Here is a 26977-nt window from a genome sequence, read left to right on the forward strand (position 1 = left end):
GATATATGAAATCAATAATGTTTGCAGAATCAAAAAATAGTCGTAATTTTGCACCCGTTACATAATAATCATTAAACAATATTGGAATGTACTTAACAACAGACAAAAAGCAGGAAATTTTCGCAAAACACGGGAAATCTGCACAAGACACAGGAAGTGCTGAAGGACAAATCGCTCTTTTCACTTTCAGAATCAATCACTTATCTCAACACCTAAAGGCTAACCGTCACGATTTCAACACAGAGAGATCTCTAGTGAAATTGGTAGGTAAGAGAAAAAGTTTATTAGATTACCTTAAAAACAAAGATATCGCAAGATATAGAGCAATTATTGCTGAACTAGGTTTAAGAAAATAATCTATAAAGATTTTCAAAATAAAAAAGCAACTTCGAAAGAGGTTGCTTTTTTGTTTTTACGTAACAGGGGATTTTTAACCACAAAAGCCACAAAAGTTTTTTTAGAAAATACGAAATGGTTGAGAAGAACACTTAAATTTCTTAAAGCCTTAGAATTTCATGTGATGATAAAAGAGTATTTAGATTCCTACGGAATGGCAAACTGTATGGATACACCAATACGCCAATTGTGTCATTCCGTAGGAATCCAGCCGTATTAAACCAACAAGAAAAGCCTCAACAAAAACTCCAATCCTGACCAACGTCATAACTAAAGACGTTATAATTCCCCTCCCTCGGAGGGGTGGCGAAAATTCAAAGAATTTTTGACGGGGTGGTTTTCAACATCACTATTCAGCCTTCTTCCCAATCTTCCCCAAATGCGTATTCTGAAAACTATCGGGATATTTCAATCCATAACCCAGAATCCTGTCAAACGCAGAGTGAGAAAACAAAATAGCACCTATCATTTGTAAATAGGGCAGAGACAAGGCTGTTCCCGCAAAATAAACAATGACAGCTACTCCAAAATGATGGAAGAGATTGTAGAAGAAAGCACCTGTTTTGTTATTAACAGTGTATCCCAGCATAGAAATATCCGGTGCAAGGAAAAGGCCGGCGAACCACCACCAGGAATATCCTGTTTGTGCAAAGGCATAGATTCCTAATATAAGAAAGGCTGCGTATTCAAGCTTTAACTGTATTTTCATAATTTATTGTACTGATCTTTAAAATAAGTCAATTTTTTCATATGAAAGTTACATTTAGGATTGGAAAAAGAAGCGGAATACCTTTGAGATATTCCGCCTTATACATTTTGATTTGAATTTGATTTTAATGACCGGACTTTGCTTCGGTACTTTGTACATGACCCAGATACTTGGTACAGTACGCTCCGAATATCAGAATTACCAGATAACAGAATACAGGAATAATAAACGAATGCTGTACTCCAAACTGATCGGCAAGATATCCCTGGAAAATAGGAACAATAGCGCCTCCCAGAATAGCCATTACGACTAATGAAGATCCCTGGCTGGTGTATTTACCTAATCCTGAAATAGCCAGTGTGTAAATATTTGAGAACATAATAGAATTGAAAATTCCTATTCCTAAAATACTGTACATCGCCAGCTCACCATGATTTACCATCGCAGAAATCAACAAGGCAACATTGATCGCTGCAAAAATGGATAATGTTCTTGCCGGAGCTGCTTTACCCACGAAAAAGGCAATGAAATTAAGGATGATAAACACAATGAAAAAGCTGATCTGACTGAAAGTAAGATTGACAATGCTGAAAATCACAAGGAACACAGCTGCTGCTGCTCCCAGCATATATAGAGCCTTTTTGCTTTGGCTTATGGATTGATTTAAAGAGATGGCTCCCAGAAAACGGCCAATCATCGCTCCTCCCCAATATAAGGAAAGGTAATTTTTACTGATGATCTCATTAAAGCCCATAATCTGCGGCTGCTCCAGGAAACTGATGATAAAACTTCCTACAGCAACTTCTCCGCCTACATAGCAGAACATAGCGAATACACCGAATTTCAGGTGACTGAATTCAAGAGCTCCCCAGCCTTTTACCACTTCTTCTTCACCCATCTGGAAGGAAGGAAGCTTCACTCTGGAAATCAATAGAGCAACCAGCAAAAGGATTCCTGCAAAAATAAGATAAGGAATTCTTGTCGCTACCGCACTGAATGATCCGTCCGGAGAAGAGAAGAATTCAAAAATAAGGTGACCTCCAAGTACCGGGGCAATCGTTGTTCCGAAAGCATTGAATGCCTGAGTCATGTTCAGCCGGCTGGAAGCAGATTCTTCACTTCCCAGCAATGAAACATAAGCGTTGGCTGTAATCTGCAGTACTGTAAAGCCAAGTCCTAAAATAAACAAAGCTCCCAGAAACAGCGGATAATAAGAGAATGTAGCTGCCGGATAAAACAGAACGCAGCCGAATGCGGCCAGAAAAATTCCGAACAGGATTCCTTTCTTATAGCCTAATTTATTGATAGGATCTCCTTTCGTAATGGAAATCATGAAATAAATCAGCGATCCGATAAAGTAAGCTCCGAAAAAACAGAACTGTACCAGCATGGATTCGAAAAAGGTAAGATTGAAAAGTTGTTTCAGATACGGGATCAGGATATCATTCATACAGGTGATGAATCCCCACATAAAAAACAGCAGGGTAATGGTAATCAACGGAACCGTATAATTCCTGCTTTGAGATTGTACTTCTTTATTAATCATAAACATTTATTTATCTTGAAAAGGATAAGTCCTTAACTTTTTTAGCCTACAGCATTGTAACTGGTGAAGTAGGGCAAATATAGGGATCAGCCTATTGGTTTGCAATATTTTTACTAATTTTTAGAATGAAACAGATACTTTTTTCAGAGGATTGTATTATTTTCATTTTTTGAGACAATAATACAAAAACGACCGGATTTTTCAATACATTATCCTCAAAAAAACACTTTTTTATTTTCATAAATGGTGTATAAGTTCATATTACTCATGTAAATTTTCAGTCTTTCATCAATTGAAAGCCAATTTTTTGTATTTTAAACGCCTATTAAAGCAATCGAAAAATTTAATATATCATTATTATATAGTACCTTTGCAAACGAAAATTTAAAGAGTTTAAATATTAATCATACTCAATACGGAGTATAAAGAAGCAAATTTATGAGTATACCTCAAGCGTTTACAGAAACGATTACCCTTGCAGACGGCAGGGAAATCACTATTGAAACGGGGAAGCTGGCTAAGCAGGCTGACGGATCTGTAGTGGTGAAATGTGGCGGAACTATGCTTTTAGCAACAGTTGTAGCCAACAAAGAAGCCAATCCTGGTGTAGACTTTTTACCATTAACGGTAGATTACAGAGAAAAATTTTATGCAGGTGGAAGAATTCCTGGGAATTTCTTCCGTAGAGAAGCAAAACCATCTGATGATGAAGTGCTTACAATGAGATTGGTGGACAGAGTATTACGTCCTCTTTTCCCTGAAGATTTCCATGCGGAAGTACAGGTGATGATTTCATTAATTTCTTACGATAAAGAAGTAATGCCTGAAGCATTGGCAGGTTTGGCAGCTTCTGCAGCTATTGCAATTACAGATATCCCTTTCAACGGACCAATGTCTGAAGCAAGAGTAGTAAGAATTGACGGGCAATTGGCTGTTAACCCAAGTTATGAAAACTTATTAAAATCAGATATCGACATTATGGTGGGAGCTACTAAAGACTCCATCGTAATGGTAGAAGGAGAAATGAAGGAGATCTCTGAGCAGGAAATGCTTGAAGCCATCAACTTCGCTCACGCTGAGATCAAAAAACAGATTGAAGCTCAGGAGAGATTAGCTGAAAAAGTAGGAAAATCTTTCCCTAAAAGAGAATACAGCCACGAAGATCACGACGAGGAAATTCGTGAAAAAGTATGGAAAGAGTGCTACAACAAAGTATATGAAGTAGCGAAGACTCCATCTAATAAAGAAGAAAGAGGAGAAAAATTCAAAGCGGTTCTTGAAGAGTTTTTAGCACAATATGCTGAAAATGAAGAAGAACTGGCAAGAGTAACTCCTTTCGTTAAAGTATATTACCATGATGTAGAGAAAGAAGCAATGCGTCAGATGATCCTTGAAGACAATATCCGTCTTGATGGTCGTGATCCTCAGACAATCCGTCCGATCTGGTCAGAAATTGATTATCTTCCGGGAGCTCACGGTTCTGCGATCTTTACAAGAGGAGAAACTCAGTCTCTGACTGCGGTAACTCTGGGTTCTGTAAAAGATGCCAACATGATCGACAGCGTAATCACGCAGCACGACGAAAGATTCTTCCTACACTATAACTTCCCTCCATTCTCTACAGGTGAAGCAAGACCTTTAAGAGGTACTTCAAGAAGAGAAGTAGGACACGGAAACTTAGCTCAAAGAGCTTTAACAGCAGTAATTCCGGCAGAAAATCCATATACAATCAGAATTGTTTCCGATATCTTAGAATCTAACGGTTCTTCTTCAATGGCAACAGTTTGTGCTGGTACATTAGCATTGATGGATGCAGGGGTTCAGATTACAAAACCTGTTTCAGGAATTGCAATGGGTCTGATCACCGATACAAAATCAGGTAAATTTACTGTACTTTCTGATATCTTGGGAGATGAAGATCACCTTGGAGATATGGACTTTAAAGTAACAGGTACTGCAGACGGTATCACAGCTTGTCAGATGGATATTAAAATCCAGGGACTTTCTATGGATATCATGGAGAAAGCTTTGATGCAGGCTAAAGACGGAAGATTACACATCCTTAATAAAATCACGGAAACGATTTCCCAGCCAAGAGCAGATGTGAAGCCTCACGCTCCGAAAATGGTGGTAATGGAGATTCCAAAAGATTTCATTGGAGCTGTAATCGGGCCTGGTGGAAAAATTATTCAACAATTACAGAAAGATACAGATACGGTTATTGCTATCGAAGAGATGGGAGAAATCGGACGTATCGAAATTGCAGGAACAGACAGAGAAAAAATCAATGCAGCTATTGCTAAGATCAATGAAATTACTTTCGTACCGGTTGTAGGCGAAGTTTACAAAGGTAAAGTAGTGAAAGTAATGGACTTTGGTGCATTCGTAGCAATTGCTAAAGGAACAGAAGGACTTCTTCACATTTCTGAAATTGAATGGGCTCGTTTAGATAAAGTTCCTTATGCAGAAGGTGATGAGGTAGAAGTGAAGTTCATGGGTTACGATGACCGTAAGAAAATGAAACTTTCCCGTAAAGTTCTTTTACCAAGACCTCCAAGACCTGAAGGACAAGGTAGACCTGAAGGACAGAAAAGACCTGAAGGACAAAGAAGACCAGAAGGACAGAAACCACAAGGAGAAAGGCCGCAAAGCGAAAAACCAGTGGAAAATCAGAATCCTTCTAACGAAGCTTAATAAGATTCATTCTTAAATATAAAAAATCCCTCAATTTGAGGGATTTTTGCTTTGCATACCATAAGTTATAAGTTGGAAAACGCAAAGGCGCAAAGGAATTTTAATTTTATATTATTAGGGCGCAAGAAAATCGAAGATTTTCAGCAAGCATATTGTTTTATTTTTTGCATTTGCTTTGCCTGCCTAATCGTGTGAGGGACTAAAATACAGGTATAGCAATTGGGTGCTCAATTTTATCGAAGATAAAATCTTTGCGTCTTAAAGACCGTATTTTATTTCTCCTTCTTGGCGTCTTTGCGTTTTCCAACTTCTTACAATTAGCTTCCCACTCTCTGCTTCAGGTCCTCAGCACCGCCTGTTTTTCTAGGCTGTCCGTTTTTGGAAGAACCAAAATTGTAAGTATAGGAGAGGGTTGCGACACGGGTATCTCTTTTCACTGCGAAGTTTTCTAAATAATCATTATACACCGTTTGCCCTTTGATATTGCTGGTAAAGAAGACATCAGTGAAGGAAAGCTTCAGAACACTGTTGTTTTTAAACTTCTTCTGCGCTCCGATATTCAGATACCAGTTCGGGCTCACATTCAGATAAGCATAGATTTCTCTGGCTTTGTAATTTCCTGTAAGTTCAGCAGTGAAACCATTTCCCAGCTTAAAGGAATTAATACTGTTGATGCTGAATGTAAAATTCCCTTTATTATTGATCTGGGTTCCGGAGACATTTCCTGTGTAGGAACCATAATAGAAATTAGCACTGTTGTTCATATCCCACCATTGGGTCACCTTCACCGGAGCGATCAGGTTTAATCCGAAATAAGAAGCAGAATTCAGGTTTTCAATGGTCTGTACGGTTACTATTTGCCCGTTTTCTATGACAGGTTTTAGGATGTCCGTAATATTATCAGAATTCCTGCTGTAGCTTAAAGTGGCAAAGTATTTATTACTCAGACTGTAGGTTAATTCATAATTCATCGTGATTTGAGGGTTCAGATCAGGATTTCCGGCTTTCATTGTGGTAGGGTCAAGATAGAATTTGAAAGGATTCAGCTGGTTGTAGCTTGGTCTTGTAATTCTCCTGCTGAGATTGATTTCAAGGTTGCTTTTCTCTGTCAGATCATAACTCAGAACAGCGCTTGGGAACAGTTGGGTATAATTTCTTTTATTGATTTGATGGGTGGTAATCTGAGTTCCTTTTACATTGGTATTTTCAACTCTTAAACCTGCTGTAGCTTTGAATTTTTCCCATTTTTTGGACACATTTCCGTACACTGCATTGATGTTTTCCTCATAAATAAAATGATTGGTTTTTCCAAGATCCGGAATCGGAATACCAGAACTGGCGTTGAAAAATTTCAAATCATTGTCTGTCTTTACAAAACTCGTTTTCACTCCGCTTTCCAGTTTCCAGTCGTTGCTGAAGTTTTTTGTAAGATCAGATTTTAAAGAGTAGATATTCAGTTTTCCGTCCATATCACCTTTAATAATGTCAAGGTTGTCTGTACCGCTGGAAATATCATGTGTTCTGGTATCAAAGCTCTGCAAAGATGAGTTGGCGTAATTGATGTAGTCAAAATCGGTAGAAATATCAGAACCCAGCGAATCAATCGTATATTTATGATTAAGGTTGAATGAAACATTGGTCCAGCGGTCATTCGATCTGTTGACTGTTGTAAAAGTACTTTCAGGAAGGTAGCTGCTGCCCAGTGTGACGTTGGAATTGTCCCCGTTGATGTTGAATTTATTGGAAACAAGTCCCACAGAGAATCCAAGCACATTCTTGTCGTTCAGATAATAATCCATTCCCGCTTTGGCCACATGGCTGTTGAATTTGAATTTCAGATAATTATCCTGCACATACGCTTTCTTAAAGGTATTGGCTTCATAGAAATTTCTGTCGAGAACCAGTCCGTTGTAAGCTTCCCTGTATGCAAAGCTGTAATTTCCGAAAATATTGATGTTTTTATTTCTGTGGTTGATGCTGAAACTGTTGTTGTTTTTTACATATTTACCCGATCCCAGAGAGCTTGAAATAGTTCCGTTAGTTCCTTTTCTCTGTTCCTTTTTAAGTTTAATATTAATGATGGCAGATCCTGCTGCATCATATTTTGAAGAAGGATTGGTGATGAACTCTATCTTTTCAATGGTGGAAGAGGGGATTCCCTTCAGATAATTGGCAAGATCCGTTCCCGTCATGGGAGTATTTTTACCATCGATTTGGATCAGAAGGTTTCCTTTTCCGCGAAGACTGATATTGTCGTTATTGTCAATATTCACTCCCGGAGCCTTTTCGAGGACTTCAAAAGCGGAATTTCCGGTGCTGGCAATACTGTTTTCAACGTTCATGATCATCTTTCCATCCTGTCTTTCAATGAGAGGCTTGGTTTTGGTGATCGTTACTCCTTCGATCGATTTTACATTCAGGTCAATGGGATTGAGGGTCTTATTTTCGGTTAATGAAATATTTTCCGAGTGATAAACCTCAGTACCGTTTTTATTAATTTTTAACTGATAAGTTCCTTCTTTTAAATCATTAAAATTGAACTTACCGTTTTTATCAGCAATTTCTGTTTTGATCAATTTCTGATCGGCGTCAAAGAGATTGATCTCCATCTGCTCTGCTTTGTCTGATTTTATGTTTCCTGACAAAGTCAAACTCTGCATTGCCTGCTGGGCAGAGATCCTGCTGTTGAACAGCATCAGCATACAGACAATAATAAGTGAGAATATTCTGGTCATAGCGTTTTACTTTTTAGGGTTGAGACAGTTTTCTGAAATTTTCAGTAAAGCTGAATACATCACTTCCAGTTCTTCATTGCTGATGCCCTTTAAAGCTGTTTTTCGGTTCTTTTCTACGATATTCTGAACCTCTTTAATCACTTTTACCCCTGAATCTGTCACTTCCAGCAGGGTTTTTCTTCGGTCTTCAGGATGAACTTTTCTGATAATGTATTCTGATTTTACCATTAAATCAATCATTCTCGTGACAGAAGCATTGTCCTTAAAAACCAGATCACCAATTTCATTCTGGGTAATTCCCGGGTTTTCCAGAATCGCTTTGATGATAAGCCATTGATCAATAGTGATCGTGTAACCATACGCTTTCAGCTGGCGTTGAGCATAGTTTCTGTAAGATCTGATCGCTTTGTCTATGTTGTAGAATATGATTGAATTTAACTTTTCCATATTTTCAGATTTAAAATGATGTATCAATTATTGATATGTCAATTAATTAGTAAATCATCATTTTATTTTGTTACAATTCCTGAAAAATATTTTCAAAAAAAATTAAAAGCTGTTACCGGATTCTTTGGATTTTGCTTTTACAGAAGCAGTTTTAGACCCTGAAGTAAACCTTATATTTTCTGTGGTTTTGAATAATCTGTCGATTTGTTTTCTGGTGGAAATATCCGGAGCAACGTTGTAAAACTCATTGATCAGATCCAATGAACCAGGTTTCTTTGGATATTGATTATTATTGAGGAAATTTTTCAAAGCCAGGTTCACTTTATCTTCACCGATTAAGTTACTCAGCTGTACCATTGCGGCAGCTCCTTTGGAATATGAAATATGAGGAACATCTCCGGTCGCTTTATAAATCGGAATATTTTCAGACAGTCCTTTTTCATTGTCATAGATCTGCTGATGTACGGTGATTCTTTCCATCATTTTTTCTTTGTCATGCATTTTTTTGTAGAGCATCATCTCAGTATACATGGCGAGGGTTTCAGTAAGCATCACAGAACCTTCTCTGTCATCAGGGTCGATCTGGCTGCTGCCCCACCAGAGATGGGAAAGTTCATGACCTGCCAGTTCATTGATGACATCCTGTTTCTTATCGGCCAGAATATTGGCGTGGAAAACCATATCCTCAGGCATAAAAACAGCAGAAGGATAGGCTGTAGCCGCAAAACCTCTGGTAAAAGAAGAAATCTCTGCAAAATTGATGGTTTTAAAAGGGTAAGTCCCGAAATTCTGCAGACAGTAATCTAAAGTAAGCTTTGCGTTTTCAAGAAGGTGATTCACATTCTCAAAGTGTTTCTGATGATAAAAGATATTGATGGAAATTCCTTTATAGTTCACGCTTTTGATCTTATATTCAGCAGATGAAACGGCAAACCGGAAAGGAATCTGATCTGCTTTATACTTAAAATAGTTGCGCCCGGCCTGTGACCATTTTCTGACAAGATCTCCTGTTCCAATGGCTGTCTGTTTCTTTTCGGTGGAAATCATCATGGTAAGATTGATAAAATCCCTTTTTTGAACTTCAGAAGCTTCAGCTTTTTTCAGCTCAGCAAGTTTTCCAAGGTTGAACTGGGTTCTTTGTTTTTCATCCTGAATTTCATTATCCTTCTGATATCCAATTGTTGGATAATACCTGCTGATTCTCATAAAAGATCCGTTTTCAATAATGGCATTGAAAGACTGGTGTCCGTTGACCGCAAACCATTGATAAGATAATGTAAAATCAAGAGAAGCAGTCTTGCCCGGTTGAAGAGGCTTTTGTAATGAAACTTCTGTAATATGGTTATTAATTTTTGAGATTTCAGTACCACACTTTATCACAGCAGATTCCAGTTTTAAATCTTTATTAAAATTGATCAGAACCTTATTGATAGGTTGATTGGTTTGATTTTTAAGGATATATTTTCCAACAATCTGATAAGCATTTTTCGAAGGATACAGTTTAATTTCTGTAGCAATATCGGTGATATCCGGCTGTGGAAGTTTTTCATACTTTCGATAGTTTTTTTCATATGCTGCCGAGCTTAGAATAGCCTGATCTTCATTTTTTGGAATATAACCTTTCATAAATAATACTCCGGCAAAGATTCCTGAGATGAGCAGAATGATACTGAAGCCCGATGCAAGTAAAGGAACTTTTTTAATTTTTATAATGTTGTTGAGCATCCATAAAATACTGATAATTCCCGTTCCGAATAAAAGTCTTTTTAGAAAAGCTTTTTCATAGATTCCATAGCCGTTAAACTCACTGTAAGTCCCTTTAAAATCTGAGAATATTCTGAAGAGAGGGTAGGGTATCAATTTCCCTGAAAGCGGACCCGATACTATAAAAACGGCAAGAATGGAAACTCCAAGCGCAATGAATTTATTGGGAATCCTGTCATTAATCAAAAGAATCAATCCTGAAAAGAGGATCAAAGGGAAGGTATTGAAAATAAAAACACCGATATAAGCATTCCAATCAATATGAAAATACTGATAAGCCGCCTGAAAAATAATGCCCTGAATAATTAAAATTCCGGTAAAGAAAAACAGCAGAAAACTAATGGAAATGAAATGGCCGGTTAATCTGTGTTTTGATAAATAGGTACTGTTTTCAATCAGAGAAAATCCTGAAGAAGAACTTCTCCAGTAGACATCGTTTAAAAAATAAACGGAAATAAGAAGTCCAAGCAAATGGAAGTTTTCTGAAATGGTGGCTGCCATAAGTCCTGAACCTGCATATTTCTGCGGAAGACGGATTCCTTTTTCAATTTCGGCATACATTTCCATTCCGATACAAAATAACAACAGTATGGAAACGGCAGGAACAGCAGCACTTTTAAACAGATAAGTGAGGTCTGTTTTTGCAAAAGACAAGACAGATCGAAATGAATTCTTCCAACCAAAGTCTGGCTTCACTGTGGAATAATCTGCTTTATTGGTTTCAGATAGTGTCAGAGCATTTCCTAAGAGCTTTGCTTTCCGTCTGGAAGTACCGGAGAAAGAAAATAATCTGAGCGAAAGCGTAAGAAGCCCGGTTGAGATTATGAAAAATAAGAGCCTGTTGAATAAAAGATACCCAGAAAAAGGAACGACCTGAATATTTTTCTGGTGTGCAGTAAGATCACGGGCCTGCATAAAATAAGCAGATAGTCCGAAAGGATCAGCCAGCGCTGAAAATTGCTGGGTTTCCAATGACTGCGGAAGACTTCCCGCCATAAAGGGTGAATTGGAAAACAGCAGGATAATCATATAAAAAACATACAGAAGCAGTCCGCCTACTACAACCAGCAGTTTTTTCCTGACAATAAATGCAATGAGAAAAAGAAAACTGCAGACAAACAAACTGTTGATAAAACCGAATATGAATAAAGGATATAGATAATGGACAATGTTAAAACCTTCCTGCATTTCACTTCCCGTCCGCATCATCTGACCTATGATAAATCCTGTCATTAAGAAAGAAAAACTTAAAAACGTCTGTAAAAAATAAGCATAGAATTTTCCTTTCAGGTAAGTGAGTTTTGACAATGGGAATGAAAACAGAATACTGTCAAATTTTGAATCCTGGTCTTTAAAAAGTAGCTGCAATGCATAAACAGTCGCAAAAAAAATCACGACAAGGCTTAGCATTCCGGTCATAAAGCCAATGGTGTAGGGAGAGTTTAAATAAATCCCTTCTCCCACTGAAAGATTGAACTGGTTTCCGCAAAAGATGCCCATTCCTATTAAAAGTAAGGCCACAAGATAGGTGAGCCAGTGCTGGGAAGAGCGTCCGGCTTCAAATAAAAATATCGTATTCATGATTAAGGTTTTTGGGTGAGTGTATGGAAGTAAACGTGCTCCAGCAATGGGGTTACCGGACTGAAGTCTTTCGGAGATTCTTCAGAAAATACAGTGATATGAAGTTCTCTTTCCAGAAGCTGTCTGCTGATGATTTCATAGCTGGAATGATAGGTTTCCAGTTCATTTTTGTCAATAGGTTTTGACCAGATTCTGTTGTCCAGCTCTGCAATCAGTTTTCCCGGATTTCCTTTTCGAAGGATTTGCCCATGATTCATCACTGCCATTTCTGAACAGAGATTTCTTACATCTTCAACAAGATGGGTAGACAGAATGACGATAACCTCCTGGCTGATATCATTGAGCAAGCTGTTGAAACGATTGCGTTCCTCAGGATCCAGCCCTGCAGTGGGCTCATCTACAATAATGATTTTCGGATCTCCCAATAAGGCCTGAGCTACACCGAATCGCTGTTTCATTCCCCCAGAAAAGGTATGAACTTCTTTTTTAGCAAAATCAGAAAGGTTGACTTTTTCCAGCAAACCCAGAATTTGTTTTTTACGTTCGCTTTTGTCGGTAATCCCTTTCAATATGGCAATATGTTCCAGTAGGTCGTACGCGGAAACTTTCGGATATACTCCGAAATCCTGTGGTAGAAATCCGAGATTCTGTTTGATATAATCAGGATTTTTGGCGATGTCCACTCCGTTGAAAAGTATTGTTCCGGAGGTCGGTTTCTGAAGTCCGACAATGGTTTTCATTAAAGATGATTTTCCGGCTCCGTTGGGACCAAGAAGCCCGAACATACCGTTTTTGATGTCGAGTGAAATGTTTTTAATTGCCTGAAATCCATTTTTATAGGTAAGGCTAAGATTGTTGATGGTTAATGTGTTCATAACGTTGTGTTTGGGGAATAGAAGGACAGGCGGCCTTTCGGCAGCTGGTTTAGAAGTTAATGGCTGGAAGCTAGAGGCAGGAGGCTAGAAGCTAGAGGTTAGAAGTGGAAGTTTTACAGATCATTCTCAAACGCTCTCACCCTCAAACTCTCCAACTCTCAAACCCTCAAACCCCGCAACTCGTATCCTACAACTCGTATCCTGCAACTCGTTTACTCTTTAAATTCAAGAATATCTCCCGGCTGGCATTCCAGGATTTTACAGATGGCTTCAAGGGTATCGAAGCGGACACCTTTGGCTTTGCCGGTTTTCAGGATAGAGAGGTTCACGGGTGTGATACCCAGTTTTTCTGCCAATTCTTTACTCTGCATTTTTCGTTTGGCAAGCATCACATCTAAGTTGACTATAATTGGCATTTTAAATAAATAGGTCTTGTTCGTTTTGCAAATGTAGTCCTTGCTTAAAGATATTCGCAAGAAACAGACAGAAAATTCCAAGCATAAAGTGAATAAACACCAGTCCCCATATGATACTTTCTACTTCCACAAAGAAACTCGCGATAATAACCAGAGGAAGCGGAATGAAAATATTATACAGGTAAAATCTCTTAAGCTGAATGATATTTTCCTGAGTAAACAGTTTTTGTTGGAAAAACACTTTGAAAACCCTGGCAGATAGCCAGAAAAAGATTCCATAAGTGATAAGCACCGACATAAAGGAAAAGATCATATAAGGATAATTGTTTTCGATATTCAGAAACGGTTGTTCTGTAAACGGATAGTTGATGTGAAGGAACTGTCCTTCTTTATAAGGCGTGACCGCAAATCCGCTCATCAGACAGAATAAGGAATACCCAAAAGTGATCAGATATCCGGCCGAAAGTAGGGCGCAGATATAAAATAAAATCCTTGAAATAATTTTGGTCTGGTTCATGGTATGAATTGTAATTACTATTGCAAATGTATAATTAATTATCGTAAAACAATAATTTATTTAAATGAAATTTTAATTTTTAATTCTGAGATCATCAATAATATTAAAAAAATAACGTGTTAATCACAGTTTTTAATTAATTTTAATAATAAAAAGTTGATCAACTTATCCCATTAATTAATACTCGAGCTTAATGATTAACAAAGGTTTTCTTATTGATACCCTTCGACAGGCTCAGGGTGACAACTGGAATACCAACGACAATTTTTAAGCACTGTCAGGCTGAGTTTGTCGAAACCATTATTACTAAGAGATAGATCAAAAAAAAAGGAATCATGGCTTACAGTACAGAACTTGCCGACCGCGTACGTGAACGGCTTTCGATGGAAAATAATATAGAGGTCGAGGAAAAGAAAATGTTCAGCGGACTGTCTTTTCTTGTGAACGGAAAGATGTGCATCAACATCAGTCATGATAACCTGATGTGCCGCTACAATCCCGAACTGGAAGATGAGGTTTCAGAAAAGAAAGGCTTTCTTCCAATGATCATGAAAGGGAAACAGTTAAATGGCTATTGCTATGTAGAACCCATAGGTTTTCAAAAACCTGATGACTTTGAGTATTGGATTAAAATATGTTTGGATTATAATCCCGTGGCGAAGGCGTCTAAGAAGTGAGTTTTCGGGTTTGAGTGTTTGAGAGTGGGAGAGTTTTCGGGTAAGTGAGTGAGTGGAGAGTTACGAGGTGCGAGTTTCGGGGTTTGATTGTGTGGATGAGAGTTTTGCGGGTTGCGGTTGCGGGTTGCGGGTTGCGGGGTACGGGGTACGGGGTGAGAGTGTTTGAGAGTGGGAGTGATGAAGTTCACCAATCCCACCATTCATCACTCATCATTTATCATTCATGAATATACAGTTTTTCTCTGATCTGAATTAATATTTTTGTGGTTTTCTCAAGGTCCGGAGAGTCGGGTAGAGAGGTGGTAGAGTAATGACTTTCTATCGATTCTATCAGGTTTTCTGCCCTTTGCATTACACTTTCATACGACTGGTTGCCACTTTTGATATCTAACAGTTCATCACGGTCTTCTACACGGATCGTTAGTGAACCGGTTTTAAAAATCTGTTCGCAGGACTGCAGCAGGCGGATGGTGTGCATCATATTCTTGCTGTCGTAATTCTGTCCGTGGGTCTGATTGACATTGTAACGGTCTTCATTACGCTCAGCAACCCATTTCCAATATTCCCTGTAGTCTTTGCAATACACAGAATAGGCATCCAGATTACAAAACAGATAAGCAACCGGTTTTTCATCTTTAGGAACAGAGGATACAGAAACCTGATTCGCTTCTTCATTCTGAATAACTCCTTTATATCCCAATGTTCCCGATTCATCATAAAATAAAGCGAACATTCCTTTTGTATGATCAATGTTTATCAATCCGCATTTTTCCTGTGAGAGACCACCCCGTCCTGTGGACACCCCTCCGGAGGATGGGAATTCATCCAGCCATTTTTTCAAGGTTACAGAACCTTGTCCATCCAAAATAAAACAGAAATCCAGGATCGATTTTCTTTCTTTATCAATCGGATTGACAATCTTTTTATTGAGACCTTTTGCCTTTTTAATCTGGGAAACGGCATAGCCTGCAAAAGTGTCTTTGCATAGTTTGGATAGGAAATCCTCCGTTTTCAGCAGATCCATCAGCGGATGTTTGTACAGAATACAATCCTCAGGACTTGCCAGAATTTCCAGGATATTAGGATTGTTTTTCTGAAGCAGTTCTACAAATCTTCCGATTTCATAATACGTAAGATCATTCGTCTCATTGGAAACCTGCGGAATATAGTTCAGTCCAAAGAAATCTTCCTTCGGCAGATAATACACCCCGCGGATATCCGTATCAGAATTCTCCGTTGCCAGCCCGAAAGCTCTGCTTCCGGAAATGGCTTCGAAGAGGAGGAGGTTTTTGTTTTTTAGGTCTTGGATGGTCATTTTAGAATCCATATTTAAGTTTTTAGATTATAATTTTTAATACAACTCTTCACAATTACTTCCAGGACTTTCTCGGCATCACAAGCGTATAAACCTGAACACCATGCAGGATTTGCTTCAATCAAAGCCCAACCTTTTCCTTTAATAATCCCGAAATCCAGAACGATTGCTTTTGGAAGTGTTTCAGCATATTGTGTAATAAACCTGCCGAAAAACTCAAACAAATCTTTTTGCTCCCGTTCAGAAAGCGGGTTGGTGTCGAAAGCATCATTTCTCCAATAAGAAGAATAAGTTTTAATTTCATTATTCAAAACAAAACATCTAACCTCAAGTTCCCATTCCACTACTTTTGAAGTGAAAACCATACTTTCCAGATCAAGTGTTTCAAAGCCTTTGATATTTGTAACTTTATCGAAAACTCCTGCTTTAAAGCTTTTAAAATCCGAACATTTGATAAAAATATTTTCTTCATGTACGAAGTCTTTCAACTTTCCGTAAACAATTTTCCGTTTTGTAAATTCTTCTGAAATGTTTGAGAGCCAGTTATCATTGGGCTTTGTTAATGTTAGATTACATTGCTCTGCTACAATTTCTGCATAAATATCTTCACCATAGACTGCTACTACATCCGCGCGAAATTCCTCCGGAACATTCCATTTTGCATTGAAACGACTCAGTTCATAAGAAGAAGTGAGCGATGCTTTTTTCAAATTATTGCTATCTTCCGTATACATGGGAGAAAGAGCGATTATATTTTTCATCTGTATTTTAATTTGTATGTAAAATAAGCTTTTATTCTTTTATTTTAATATCTCCCTAAAAACTCTCTCCATCTCACCTTTATCCGCTTTTCCTCCAGATAAACTTTTCGATTTCTCTTCATTCTCAGCGATTGTTTTCTCCAGAAAATCAAACAGTTCCCAATCGTTCGGATGGTAGTAAGATTCTCCTTTGGTGGCTTTTAAGGCAACGAGGTTTTCTATTTTTCTTTTGGTGGCTTCATCCGTTAAAACAAGCAGGTCATTGAACAGTACAGGAGGAACCGTTCCTTTTTCTATGATCCATTTTCCTGTTAATGTGGTTCGTAAACAATAAAAATAACTTTTTAATTTTACTTCATCAGTTCTGCAGGCTTCCAGATATTTCTTGCTCATACTCAGATAATGGTAAGAAACTGCAACCGGAGAAAAGCAGGCATCTGCCAAGGGTTTAAAGATTTCTACAAACTTTTCATCCGCTTTATAAACGATAGGAGAATAGAACCAGCTCAGCAAAGCCGCGTTTGACTTTAACAACAGATGAAACGTCTTTCGCAGATCCCAGCCGGAACCATCCAGATCATCTTCTGTCATAAATTCTATGGTTTCATCCTTATCCCATGGAGAAAGATACCAGTCTTTGTCGTGACGGTATATAAAACGTATATCAAAATCACTGTCAGGAGACGCAAAACCCCAGGCTCTGCTCCCTGATTCTACAGCAAGAAGGACTTCCACACCCCGTGCTGCTTCTATTTCTTTTATTTTTTCAAGTATTTTTGGTGTCATTGGTATTGATTGATGGTGCAAAGTAAAAGATGAAGTGCGCAATGTACTAGCGTAGCTGTTTTAAGTTTCGAAGTGCGGGTTTCGTGGGGATAGGTTTTAGGGTTTAAGTGTGGGAGAGTTTGAGAGTTGCGGGGTTCGGGTTTGTGAGTAAGTGAATATTGAGGGCTAAAATTTTCACGGTCTTGACCTTTTGTTTCTTTTGTGTCAAGACAAAAGAAAAGACTCATTGAATTTTACTAATATTGCACTTTTCCATTTAACGTAACTATAAACATCCATGTTATCATCAGAATTACAGCATAAAATTGATTTTAAAACAAAACCGTTAGGCGCATTAGGACATCTTGAACATATTGCCCACAAAATCGGAATGGTTCAGAAAACTACTTCACCACAATTACTCAACCCTCATATGGTGGTTTTTGCGGCCGATCATGGAATTGCTGCTGCAGGCGTAAGTGCCTATCCACAGGAGGTCACCTATCAGATGGTGATGAACTTCCTTGGCGGAGGTGCTGCCATTAATGTTTTTTGCAGACAGAATGGTATCAACATTAAAATTGTAGATGCAGGAGTGAATTTTGATTTCCCGGAAGGGCTGAATCTCATTGATAAAAAAGTAAGAAAATCCAGCCGTAATATTCTGGAAGAACCTGCCATGACTCCTGAAGAATACCATCAGGCGCTTAAAAATGGAAAAGCAGTGGTGAATGATATTGCTAAAAAAGGCTGCAATATCATTGGCTTTGGAGAAATGGGAATCGGGAATACTTCCGCCTCTTCTTTAATGATGAGCAAGCTCTTTGACATTCCTATTATCCATTGTATCGGACGTGGAACGGGACTGAATGATCATCAGCTTGACAATAAGATCAGTATTTTAAAAGAAGCTGTTGAAAAATACCCGGCTGAAATGACTGAGGATGAGATTGCCCAGACCTTTGGCGGATTGGAAATAGCCCAGATGATTGGAGCCATAGAAGAAGCTTATCACCACAATATGCTGATCATGGTGGATGGTTTTATTGCAACAGTTGCGGTAGCCACGGTCTGGAAAAAGAATCCTGAAGTATTGAACAACTGTATCTTCTGCCATGTAAGCAATGAAAATGCCCATCCTCAGCTGTTGGGATTAATGAGAGAACAGGCCATTCTCAATCTGAATCTGCGCCTTGGTGAAGGAACAGGCTGTGCATTGGCTTATCCGATTATTCAAAGTGCCGTTAATTTTCTGAATGAAATGTCAAGTTTCGAAGATGCAGATGTATCAAATAAAAACTAAATGAAAGCTATAAAAAATGAACTGATTTACTTTGCAACGGCACTCATGTTTTTCACGAGAATTCCGGTTCCGTTTACCATTCCGTACTCCAGCGAGATTATGAATAAATCTCAGAAATATTTTGCCTGGGTAGGCTTGATTGTAGGGCTCATCAACGCTTTGGTTCTTTATCTTTCTACACTGCTTTTTAATCTTGAAATCGGGATTGTTGTAATGATGATTTCCAATGTTTTGCTGACCGGAGCTTTTCATGAAGATGGCTTCACAGACATGTGCGACAGTTTTGGAGGCGGATATGGAAAGGAAAAAATCCTGACGATTATGAAAGACAGCCGGGTAGGAGCATATGGTACAATAGGGATTATTTTGCTTTTTGCTTTAAAATTTTATAGTATTCAAACCTTAGGAATGAGTAATCCGGTGGGCGTTTTACTCATTGTTATTTTAGGGCATACGGTAAGCCGTTTTATTGCAGGAACGATGATCTATACTCACCAGTATGTTACGGATATCGATGTCAGTAAGTCAAAGCCTCTGGCCAATAAACCATTGGATGGAATGGCTTTGCTGGTAAGTTTCATCAGTGTTTTAGCCACTTTTGTACTGTTTCCGGACTGGCATTTGATTTTTGCTTTTGCGCTCGCTTATTTAGGAAAAATATATATGGGTTGGTATTTTAAAAAACATATCGGAGGGTATACAGGTGATTGTCTGGGATCGGTACAGCAGGTTTGTGAAGTTTTATTTTATTTAGGAACAATCATCGTATGGAAATTCATCTGATCCGTCATACTGCTGTGGACAATCCTGAAAACCTGTGTTATGGTTTTGCTGAAATGTCTTTACGGAAAGAGTGTATCGAAGATTTTAAATCGTTGGATATTGATGGTCATTATGATGTAATTGTTTCAAGTCCTTCTGAGCGATGCCGTTTTTTGGCTGGTTATTTTAAATTTGAATACCAAACAGATGAAAGACTTCGCGAAATGAATTTCGGGAACTGGGAATTAAAAAAATGGATGGATATTCCAGAAGAAGAAATCAATCCGTGGTACAAAGATTTTGTCAGTGTAAAAGCCTTGGGTGGTGAAAATCTTCTCGAAATGCAAACCCGTGTTCTCAGCTTCTGGAATGAATTTATTCAGAGAAAAGATCTGGAAAAAGCACTTATAGTTACGCATGCCGGAGTTATTCGTCTGATCCTTCAGGCGGTACTTCAGTTTCCACTGGAGAATATGTTTACTATTCAGATTGATTATGGGAAAAAAGTGATTATTAATTGGAATGATGGGATTTTTTGTGTCAAAAAGATGAATATATAATTACCATAAAGGCTTTTATTCAATAGGAACGGATTTTAGTCCGTTTGGTAAAGATTAGTTTGTAGGCCGAATTCCTGTAAAAAACATACACAGAAATAGTACAATCCCGACCATTCTCCCAACTGAAGACGTGAAAATTCCCCTCCCTCGGAGGGGTGGCGAAAATTCAAAGAATTTTTGACGGGGTGGTTCTCAACGTTTACCCAACCAAACCGCCACAAAAAAACGCCACCCGATATCATCAGATGACGTCATAGAATTTATTTAAAAATTCTGATAAAACTATCTTTTTCCAGGTTTTCCAGTGAGAAATCAAAATCAGCTTCCGCTTTTTCTGTGGTAATCTCACCGCCAAGCTCTTTGATAAGCTCATTGAAAGACATCGCTTCATACCATTGCTGGTATAATGCACTTGTTGCCATTGCAGAAATCTGGCTATTTCCTGAAACATGCGAATGTCCGGCTCCGAAATTCAACAGTACGAAACATTGCTTTTCGTTCTTCGCTACAAGCATTCCCAGAACCATTTGCTTCTGAACAGAATTACATCTGGCTTCAGCAAAGAGTTGATTAGGATTCATCATATAATCGTAGGAAATATCATCTCCTTTTCCGATCACAATTTTATATCCATAGTTGGCATCTCCGCTGAAAACGTTGTTCATGACAAGTGTTGGCTCACAAAGGCCTTTATTGGCATAAAGATATTCAACAGCGCCATTAGGAGCAGAAGTCATATCTCCGGAGTACATCAATTGTCCGTTACCATGGTTATAAGCGGCATTCCAACCTATTTTTCCTGCGATGTTCAATCCGGAAAGATCAAGGTCATTGGCACCCCACTGATCTTCCCAATAAATACCTACAGCCAGCCTATCCGCATAAAAACAGGTTCCGGTAGGAATATTTCCAACAAACATTTTTTCAGAAGTTGGCAATGCAAATTCTATATTCTCAGGGAAATAGAATTTCTTGCCGGATAGGTTTTCATACTTCAGTTTCAAAAAGTCCAGAATAAAATCATAATTGAACTGATTCACGTAAGTTTCCTTACCTTTTTTAGTCCATGATTTTCCGTTTCGGATTCTGTAAACAAATGTATCCTGACCGTACATTCTGGAGTAACATGCTGACAATGCTTTGAATAATGCAAACGGTGTCGCATTTTCCAGCCAGTGCCAATCGCTGTTTTCCAGTAATGTATTGGTAGCATCATTCAATGGGTTTGAAACCAATGGTTTATGATGAACCTTAGATAACTTTGATATTTTATTGATCGCTTTGGGTGCTCTGTTTTTATAAGCCAGAAATAATGGTTTGAATCTGTTGAAAATTTCCGCCATTTTTTCTATTCCAAAGCTTTCAAACAGATATGTCGGATTGAAATTACTCTGCTTGATTAAATTAATCAAATCATCATTTTTGATTAAAAGCGTAGTGTTCGTCGTTTTATAAATGACATAACGCAAGAATTCAACAGGATTTTCAGGGTAAATATCATATAAGTCAGCTATTTTTATAATGGCTTCTTTATTCCTGATGTTTTCTTTTCCTGTAAAATCATATTCCAGCTCCGTATGTAAAATAGAAAGCAAATCATCAATGGTTTCTTCTTTTAAAGCAATTCCTGATCTTAAAAGAGCAAGACATTTTTCCTGCATTTGTTCCACAGAATAGGCTTTGATTACTTTAAAAACCAGCTTCATATCAGGAACATCCAATATTTCATTGGGAATATAGATTTCACTTTGGAAGTCACTTCCATAAGTTGAAATATAATGTTTCAGCTGTTCAAAAAATAAATCAATTCTGGAAGTGTTCTTTATTTTATTCCAGGATTTATGAAAAGTTTTATTCAAATCATTTCCATTCAGCTTTTCCTTTGCATAATAAGAAATAATCTCATTTTTTGCCCATACAGCATCTGCTTCAATGACGAAACCATCATCAGAAATAAATGGCTTTTTATCAGATTTTCTGGCCAGTACAGCATTGAATAATTGTAGTGTTTTCATTGTTTTAAGTTTAAAAAATAAGTGAGGAGTAGATTCATTAAAAGTGAAGGGTATAGGAACTCCTTTTACCTATAGTTTATAAAAAGCGGGGAGTATTTTTCCAAAAAATAAATATAGGAACTCCGTTTGCCTTGTAATTTGTAAAAAGGCGGAAAGTAAATCTGGAAATATAGGAACTTTCTTTGCCTTGAATTTTTTTTAAAATAACTTTTTAGTGCTGTGAAATTTTGGTTATTGTTTTTGTTCAAACCTAACGGGTTTCTAAAACCCGTTAGGTTTGAATAGTAAGCAAGTTTTTAAATAAGTTTAAACAATTTTAAACATAAAAATTATGCTTTTCTGAATTTCTTTTTTTTCTTCCATGGAGCATTCTTCTGAACATCTCCGGCCATAATACATCCGTAAGGCATCACTTCATCCAGAACTTCACAAAGTCCGTATTCTTCTATCTGTGCTCTTACATTCTTTGCACTTTTATAAGCGCTTGGAAGTTCAGAAATATCAATCTCATTAGAGTAAAAACGAATATCCAATCCTGCTGTTTCCTCATTGAAGATTTCCTCGGTCGTTTTATGAGCTAAAGATTTTTTATGCTGGCTTCTGCTGAAATTTCTTCCTGCTCCGTGCGGTGCAAAACCTAAGTTTCTTTCATTCGTTTTTCCCTGAACAATCAGTACCGGTTCGGCCATATTCAACGGAATCAGTCTAGGTCCTGTAATATCAGGCATGAATTTATCATCCAGCGGAGTTGCTCCTTTTGCATGGTAGAACAGGTCTCCATCTCTGAAAACGAAGTTATGTTCATTCCAATATCTGTTTTCCTTATCCATTTCCAGCTTATTCAGCACGGCATCATGAAGGGAAGTATGGTTTTCTTTGGTCCATTGTCTTATTAATTGCAGGGCTTCCCAATACGATTTACCTTCATCTGTATCATAAGGAATCCAGGCATTTTCTCTTAATGTTTCAGGGGAGATTTCCTGTCTGAAACGGTTGGCGGTCTTCATTCCTTTATCATATAAGGCAGCACCCGGAGCTCTTGATCCGTGATGGGTTACCATCATTGTGTTTCCAGTATTTTTGGAAATTCCAACGAAAAGGAAATGGTTTCCGTCTCCCTGGGTTCCCATATGAGAACGGGCGATACTGATTAGTTTTTCATCATTTAAGAACTCATTTTCTCTGAAAGCATCCATCAGTTCCTGAGACATCGGCATCTGTTCACCTCTTGGTCTTCCTCCATATCCGAAGTGGGTTACAGAATGTGCTGCATCCAAAACCTCTTTAGGATTTGTCTTTCCAAAATCCGTCAGCATTACTGAACAACAGATATCGGCGCTATGGAATCCCGGGTGAATGGCATTTTGAGCCACGACAACTCCTCCCACCGGAATCTGGCCTTCAGGACCTGTAGGGCAGGCGTCCGGCATTAAAGCTCCGCCAACCAGAGTGGGAGTTTTCATCAGAACCTCCATGGTTTTGATTACTTTGTCCACGTTTTCATTTTCACTTTCGTGTTCTGCACGTATATTGATTATAAAATCTTTAGCTGTTTCATGAAGCGGAATAAGATCTGGTTGTTTGAACTGTACCAGATATTCTGCGATCTGATGTTCATCCAATTTATTCTCGTTGATATAGGTAATGGCATCCTTAAACCATTTTGCCGGTCTATATCCTAATTCGATTAAATGATTTCCATTAAATTCCATATTGTTTCATTTTGATGATGCAAAGTAATATCATTATTGCGCAATAGTTTTGCGTAGATAAAGAAATTTTAATTATTTTTACAAAAATTTATTAAAAGGACGAAAAAGCACATTGGCAGACTCGTAAACATAGTATAAAATAAAAAAACAAGGCTCATGCTATTATTAGAACAATTAAAACATTTCCCGGAAACCATCCAGTTTAATGATGTGATCGCTCATATTGATGAGCATTATGAATTTACTCCTACTGCATTTCAAAACGGTGATACTACCAATCAGGCCGGACAGAACAACGGTTCATGCAAGGTTTTCAGTTTTGCAAGCATTAAGGATCTGACAAAAGAAGAGACACTTTGGCTGTTTGGTGAGTTTTACAGAGACGATGTCCTGAAAAATCCTGAAGGAACTGATCATCAGAATATCCGGAACTTTATGAAAACCGGCTGGGAAGGAATTACTTTTGATGCCAATGCTTTAAAAGAAAAATAATTATAAGAAAAGAGCAGAAAAAGTAATTTTTTATTTAAAACACCCAATCATTAAACACTAAGGTATGTCATCCAATAAAAATGCTCTGATCAGGTATAAAACATTAGATAAATGTCTTAAAAATAAATACAGAAAATACACGCTGGAAGATCTCATTGATGAATGTTCGGAAGCATTGTTTGAATTTGAGGGAAAAGAATCTTATGTAAGTAAGAGGACCGTTCAGCTCGATCTTCAGAATATGCGGAGTGAAAAATTCGGGTATGAAGCTCCTATTGAAGTTTACGAAAGAAAATACTACCGTTACAGTGATCCGGAGTACAGCATTCATAATATTTCTGTGAATGAAAGTGATCTGAAAGCAATGAACAATGCAGTTCAGATTTTAAAACAATTTAAAGACTTTTCTATGTTCAAAGAAATGAATGGGGTTATTCAGAAACTGGAAGATTCTATTCATGCCACCAGCCAGAAATCTATTATTCATCTGGATAAAAATGAACAGTTGAAAGGATTGGAACATATTGATATTCTGTATGAAAGTATTGCTAATAAAAAAGTGTTGAAGATCCTTTACAAAAGCTTTACGGCAAGGGAATCCAATATTTTTACAGTACATCCGCAGCTGCTGAAGGAATTCAACAACCGCTGGTTTCTGATCTGTCTTTACAAACAGAAAATGTATAATCTGGCACTGGACAGAATGGAAAGTATTGAAACAGATGATAGTCTTGCCTATATTGACAAGGATCTGGATGGAGATGAATACTTCAAAGATATTGTTGGGGTTACTGTTTCAGAATCAATGGATCCCAGGAATGTAGTCTTTTGGGTAGATTCGGGAAATGCCCCTTATGTGAAAACAAAACCGCTGCATAAAAGTCAGGAGATCCTAAAGGAAGACCGTGACGGCACGCTGTTTAAAATATGTGTGCAGATCAATTTTGAGCTGGAAAGACTCTTGCTTGGGTTCGGAGACTCTCTGATTGTACATAAGCCCAAAAAACTACGGTTGAAAATGGAGGAAAAGTTCAGGGCAGGCAGTAAAAATTATCAGAATCTGATTGTTCCTGAGGAAAACTAAATTAGTTTAAATGTACCATTCACAGGGCTTTGTTGAAGATAATTTATTTTCATAATTTATCTTGGCTTGGAAATTGTAGTATTACCTTAACAATACCAAATTAATTATGAAATCAAGAATATTTAAAGCATTAATTGCAATCATAGCACCGCTGGCGATAGAGTATATCGTAAAAAAAATATCTGAGAAAATAGATAAAAAACAGGAAGAGAAAGAAAACGAAAAAAAGCAGATTACGGCTTAAACGTAAAAGTAGTTTACATTTAAAATTATTGAAAAGAGACTGTCATAACAAGGTACAGTCTCTTTTTTGTTGGTAATGGATCTTTTTAATGAGTACTGAAAACCACCCCGTCAAAAATTCTTTGAATTTTCGCCACCCGTCCGGAGGATGGGAATTTTTACGTCTTCAGTTGGTGTATTGGACAGGATTGTTTTTGTATTCCTTATAGCAAAGGCTGGATTCCTAAGGAATGACAAGCTGTTTGGATACATCACCGTTCCAATTGTGTCGTTCCGTAGAATCCCGGTTTCCCTACACAAAATCATAAATACCATCTTTCCATCCCAATACTTTGGAAGAGTCCGCTTTAAGCCAGTTTTTCAGAATTGTTGCATATACTTTTCTGAAATCCTCTTTATAAATAAGATCACCATCATTCAGATTCTGCAGATCAGGAAGTGTATTTAACAGTCCTTTTTTCTTAAGGTTTCCGCTGATAAAGAACATTTGATTGGCAGTTCCGTGATCGGTTCCGTTGCTGGCATTCTGTGCCACACGACGACCAAACTCTGAGAATGTCATTAGCAGGATATTTTTGAAGAGCCCATTACTTTTCATATCGGCCACAAATGATTTTACTGCTTCATTAATATCATTGAATAACTTTTTCTGCCGGTCATTCTGGTTGACGTGCGTATCGAAACTTCCCACGGAAAGGTAATACACCTGAGTGTTGATGTCAGATTTTATTAAAGAAGCTACCGTCTTGAAATCTTTTCCCAGCTGAGAATTGGGATAGATCAGCTCTGTCTTGTTAGCTTTGCTTTTTTCAAAAATATAATCGGCATTGTTGATGGTAGAGCCTAAAGTCTGATAAAGGTAAGATACCGTTTCATCATCGTGATGGTGGTCATAAAGAGATTTGAAATATTTTTCCTGGCTGGTCTGATAAAGTCTTTTAGGATCTTTAAAAGCAAATGCTTTATTATTTTCCCCTTTTAAAGCAAGACTTAGCATATCATCTACTTCCAGTGCCTGCGTCGGATGATCACAGCGATAACATTCTTCGTCCAGAAAACGTCCCAGCCAGCCTGTTTCCAGAAACTGATCACTTCTGCTTGCCGACTGCCAGATATCCATGCTTCGGAAATGCGACTTATCCGGGTTGGGATAGCCTACATTATTCATCACAGAAAGCTCTCCGTTATCAAAAAGTTCTTTAAAATAGGAGAGTGACGGATTAATTCCAGCCTCATCTGTAAGCGGTATAGAGTCATGAATAGCCAATGTCTTCCTTTCCCTGAAATAAATATCGTTTTTGGCCGGAATAATGGTATTCAAACCATCATTTCCACCCGTAAACTGAAGAACGACCAGAATATTCTGACTGGGATTCAAAGCTTCATCCAGCGTCATCGCTTTTAAGAAATTAGGCATCAGCATAGAAGCAGTAGCCAGTGAGCTTATTTTGAGGAATTCTCTTCTTTTGATTAGCATAATTTTGTTTTTAGGGGTTAAGATGGCAGGTGGCAGATGACAGGTTGCAGGTTGTAAATTATAGGGCTGGACCGCATTTTATTTTTATAGCAGTGAAAACTAAATCAGGGAGGAGCCAAGTTATTCTGCGA

General features: G+C 37.9%; 23 protein-coding genes. 9 read left to right on the plus strand and 14 right to left on the minus strand.

Features of this window, described 5'->3' with window-relative positions; all coding sequences use genetic code 11:
- Positions 1-86 precede the first annotated feature (86 nt).
- Positions 87-356 carry a 30S ribosomal protein S15 gene (gene rpsO, locus DEU40_RS07105; RefSeq protein ID WP_034692246.1) on the plus strand — a complete coding sequence of 90 codons (270 nt, stop codon included), beginning with the start codon at positions 87-89 and terminating at the stop codon, positions 354-356.
- Between the two features lie 389 nt (positions 357-745).
- Here rpsO and DEU40_RS07110 read toward each other — a convergent pair whose 3' ends face one another.
- Positions 746-1105 carry a DUF4260 domain-containing protein gene (locus tag DEU40_RS07110; RefSeq protein WP_110009194.1) on the minus strand — a complete coding sequence of 120 codons (360 nt, stop codon included), beginning with the start codon at positions 1103-1105 and terminating at the stop codon, positions 746-748.
- A gap of 124 nt (positions 1106-1229) precedes the next feature.
- Positions 1230-2651 (minus strand): sugar MFS transporter, encoded by a 1422-nt coding sequence (locus tag DEU40_RS07115; protein WP_110009195.1) that lies wholly within the window; start codon positions 2649-2651, stop codon positions 1230-1232.
- Between the two features lie 438 nt (positions 2652-3089).
- Here DEU40_RS07115 and DEU40_RS07120 point away from each other — a divergent pair, with 438 nt between their 5' ends.
- The gene (locus tag DEU40_RS07120; protein ID WP_110009196.1) at positions 3090-5345 is read left to right on the plus strand and encodes a polyribonucleotide nucleotidyltransferase; all 2256 of its coding nucleotides are present in this window, start codon (positions 3090-3092) and stop codon (positions 5343-5345) included.
- A gap of 317 nt (positions 5346-5662) precedes the next feature.
- Here the strand turns inward: DEU40_RS07120 and DEU40_RS07125 are convergent, their stop codons facing one another.
- The 6 genes from DEU40_RS07125 to DEU40_RS07150 all read right to left on the minus strand — a co-directional run bounded on the left by DEU40_RS07125 (position 5663) and on the right by DEU40_RS07150 (position 13680).
- Positions 5663-8080, minus strand: coding sequence for a TonB-dependent receptor (locus DEU40_RS07125; RefSeq protein WP_110009197.1), 2418 nt, complete (start codon positions 8078-8080; stop codon positions 5663-5665).
- Between the two features lie 6 nt (positions 8081-8086).
- The gene (locus DEU40_RS07130) at positions 8087-8527 is read right to left on the minus strand and encodes a MarR family winged helix-turn-helix transcriptional regulator (RefSeq protein ID WP_110009198.1); all 441 of its coding nucleotides are present in this window, start codon (positions 8525-8527) and stop codon (positions 8087-8089) included.
- Positions 8528-8629: 102 nt separating this feature from the next.
- Positions 8630-11872, minus strand: coding sequence for an ABC transporter permease/M1 family aminopeptidase (locus tag DEU40_RS07135; protein ID WP_110009199.1), 3243 nt, complete (start codon positions 11870-11872; stop codon positions 8630-8632).
- 2 nt (positions 11873-11874) lie between these two features.
- On the minus strand, positions 11875-12747 hold the full coding sequence (locus tag DEU40_RS07140; protein ID WP_110009200.1) for an ABC transporter ATP-binding protein: 873 nt from the start codon (positions 12745-12747) through the stop codon (positions 11875-11877).
- A gap of 212 nt (positions 12748-12959) precedes the next feature.
- Positions 12960-13163 carry a helix-turn-helix domain-containing protein gene (locus tag DEU40_RS07145; RefSeq protein ID WP_002980904.1) on the minus strand — a complete coding sequence of 68 codons (204 nt, stop codon included), beginning with the start codon at positions 13161-13163 and terminating at the stop codon, positions 12960-12962.
- 1 nt (position 13164) lies between these two features.
- Positions 13165-13680, minus strand: coding sequence for a DUF2975 domain-containing protein (locus tag DEU40_RS07150; RefSeq protein ID WP_110009201.1), 516 nt, complete (start codon positions 13678-13680; stop codon positions 13165-13167).
- A 335-nt stretch (positions 13681-14015) separates the two neighbouring features.
- Between DEU40_RS07150 and DEU40_RS07155 the strand changes: the two genes are divergently transcribed.
- Positions 14016-14357 carry a TfoX/Sxy family protein gene (locus DEU40_RS07155; protein WP_110009202.1) on the plus strand — a complete coding sequence of 114 codons (342 nt, stop codon included), beginning with the start codon at positions 14016-14018 and terminating at the stop codon, positions 14355-14357.
- 217 nt (positions 14358-14574) lie between these two features.
- Here DEU40_RS07155 and DEU40_RS07160 read toward each other — a convergent pair whose 3' ends face one another.
- From DEU40_RS07160 to DEU40_RS07170, 3 genes are read right to left on the minus strand one after another with little or no spacing between them, the layout of a single operon-like run.
- Positions 14575-15672, minus strand: a complete 1098-nt coding sequence (locus tag DEU40_RS07160; protein WP_110009321.1) for a DNA polymerase beta superfamily protein — start codon at positions 15670-15672, stop codon at positions 14575-14577.
- Between the two features lie 14 nt (positions 15673-15686).
- Positions 15687-16433, minus strand: coding sequence for an ATP-grasp domain-containing protein (locus DEU40_RS07165; protein ID WP_110009203.1), 747 nt, complete (start codon positions 16431-16433; stop codon positions 15687-15689).
- A gap of 39 nt (positions 16434-16472) precedes the next feature.
- Positions 16473-17219, minus strand: a complete 747-nt coding sequence (locus DEU40_RS07170) for a DNA polymerase beta superfamily protein (RefSeq protein ID WP_110009204.1) — start codon at positions 17217-17219, stop codon at positions 16473-16475.
- A 277-nt stretch (positions 17220-17496) separates the two neighbouring features.
- Between DEU40_RS07170 and cobT the strand changes: the two genes are divergently transcribed.
- From cobT to DEU40_RS07185, 3 genes are read left to right on the plus strand one after another with little or no spacing between them, the layout of a single operon-like run.
- The gene (cobT, locus tag DEU40_RS07175; RefSeq protein WP_110009205.1) at positions 17497-18501 is read left to right on the plus strand and encodes a nicotinate-nucleotide--dimethylbenzimidazole phosphoribosyltransferase; all 1005 of its coding nucleotides are present in this window, start codon (positions 17497-17499) and stop codon (positions 18499-18501) included.
- On the plus strand, positions 18502-19284 hold the full coding sequence (locus DEU40_RS07180; protein ID WP_110009206.1) for an adenosylcobinamide-GDP ribazoletransferase: 783 nt from the start codon (positions 18502-18504) through the stop codon (positions 19282-19284).
- The gene (locus tag DEU40_RS07185) at positions 19269-19823 is read left to right on the plus strand and encodes a histidine phosphatase family protein (RefSeq protein ID WP_110009207.1); all 555 of its coding nucleotides are present in this window, start codon (positions 19269-19271) and stop codon (positions 19821-19823) included. Before DEU40_RS07180 ends, DEU40_RS07185 begins: the two co-directional genes overlap by 16 nt.
- A 260-nt stretch (positions 19824-20083) precedes the next feature.
- Here DEU40_RS07185 and DEU40_RS07190 read toward each other — a convergent pair whose 3' ends face one another.
- Entirely contained in the window at positions 20084-21838 is a 1755-nt protein-coding gene (locus DEU40_RS07190) for a hypothetical protein (RefSeq protein WP_110009208.1), read from the minus strand.
- A gap of 329 nt (positions 21839-22167) precedes the next feature.
- Positions 22168-23550: an RtcB family protein gene (locus DEU40_RS07195; RefSeq protein ID WP_110009209.1), complete on the minus strand. Its 1383-nt coding sequence runs from the start codon at positions 23548-23550 to the stop codon at positions 22168-22170.
- Between the two features lie 156 nt (positions 23551-23706).
- Between DEU40_RS07195 and DEU40_RS07200 the strand changes: the two genes are divergently transcribed.
- The 3 genes from DEU40_RS07200 (at position 23707) to DEU40_RS22365 (ending at position 25370) form a co-directional block, all read left to right on the plus strand.
- Positions 23707-24042 (plus strand): HopJ type III effector protein, encoded by a 336-nt coding sequence (locus DEU40_RS07200; RefSeq protein WP_110009210.1) that lies wholly within the window; start codon positions 23707-23709, stop codon positions 24040-24042.
- 64 nt (positions 24043-24106) lie between these two features.
- Positions 24107-25126, plus strand: a complete 1020-nt coding sequence (locus DEU40_RS07205) for a helix-turn-helix transcriptional regulator (RefSeq protein WP_110009211.1) — start codon at positions 24107-24109, stop codon at positions 25124-25126.
- Positions 25127-25232: 106 nt separating this feature from the next.
- Positions 25233-25370: a hypothetical protein gene (locus tag DEU40_RS22365; RefSeq protein ID WP_167348772.1), complete on the plus strand. Its 138-nt coding sequence runs from the start codon at positions 25233-25235 to the stop codon at positions 25368-25370.
- Between the two features lie 291 nt (positions 25371-25661).
- On the opposite strand, the gene DEU40_RS07210 is transcribed toward DEU40_RS22365, so the two are convergent.
- Entirely contained in the window at positions 25662-26846 is a 1185-nt protein-coding gene (locus DEU40_RS07210) for a DUF1501 domain-containing protein (protein ID WP_110009212.1), read from the minus strand.
- Between the last annotated feature and the right edge of the window lie 131 nt (positions 26847-26977).

It is taken from the genome of Chryseobacterium sp. AG844 (genome assembly GCF_003182335.1).
Taxonomy (GTDB): Bacteria; Bacteroidota; Bacteroidia; order Flavobacteriales; family Weeksellaceae; genus Chryseobacterium; species Chryseobacterium cupriresistens.